This window comes from Azospirillum endophyticum (genome assembly GCF_016595245.1).
GTDB classification, from domain to species: Bacteria; Pseudomonadota; Alphaproteobacteria; order Azospirillales; family Azospirillaceae; genus Azospirillum; species Azospirillum endophyticum.
The window spans coordinates 1-887 of the sequence record NZ_JAENHM010000042.1 but is presented as its reverse complement, the minus strand read 5'-3'; the positions used below and the strand labels follow the sequence as shown (position 1 = coordinate 887).

The window sequence follows — 887 nt, the reverse complement described above, 5'->3', positions numbered from 1 at the left end:
CGCTCGTCCTGATGGTCGGCTTCACCATCCTGATCAACCGCACCTCGCTGGGACGTGCCCAGCGGGCGTGCGAGCAGGACAAGAAGATGGCGGGGCTGCTCGGCGTCAACGTCGACCGCGTCATCTCGCTGACCTTCGTCATGGGCGCAGCACTCGCCGCCGTCGCCGGCATGATGGTGCTGCTGATCTACGGCGTCATCGACTTCTACATCGGCTTCCTGGCGGGCGTGAAAAGCTTCACCGCCGCCGTGCTCGGCGGCGTCGGCTCGCTGCCCGGCGCCATGCTCGGCGGCGTGGTCATCGGCCTGATCGAGGCCTTCTGGTCGGGCTATGTCGGCTCCGAATGGAAGGACGTCGCAACCTTCTCCATCCTCGTCCTCGTCCTGATCTTCCGGCCCACCGGCCTGCTCGGCCGGCCCGAGATCGAGAAGGTGTAAGCGCCATGACCAGCCACTCCAACACCGTCTCGTCCGGCGGACGCACCGCCTCGCGCGGCGTCGACTGGGCCGCCACGATCAAGGACGCCGGCCTCGCCGCCTTCGTCGCTCTGCTGCTGACCGTGCCGCTGGTGGGCCTGCGCACCGTCGACCGCCCCACCGGGCTCGGCATCGAGGCCCGGCCGGAGGAGGTCATCGCCTCCCTCGTCCTCGTCTTGCTCGGCCGCCTCGGCCTCGGGCTGATCCGCCAGGGTATGGCGCTGCCGGTGCTGGTCGTGGCGCTGGTCTGCGCCGGCATCGGGCTGGTGCTGCCGATGCCGACCCAGGTGCTGCGCCTCGTGCTGGTGCTGGGCGGCGGCGTCATCGCGCTGCGCGCCGCCATGACGGTGGCCACCGGCCGCTCCAAGCTCAGCCAGGCCGACCGCGACAAGCGGATGGACCGCGTCGCCG

2 protein-coding genes are annotated in these 887 nt (G+C 70.6%); both read left to right on the top strand.

The window, feature by feature from the left end:
- Window positions 1-437, top strand: a 437-nt coding sequence (locus JHL17_RS13390) for an ABC transporter permease subunit (protein ID WP_425599608.1), incomplete at its 5' end; no start/stop codon positions are given.
- Between the two features lie 5 nt (window positions 438-442).
- Window positions 443-887, top strand: a 445-nt coding sequence (locus tag JHL17_RS13385) for a DUF3382 domain-containing protein (protein ID WP_200193862.1), incomplete at its 3' end; no start/stop codon positions are given.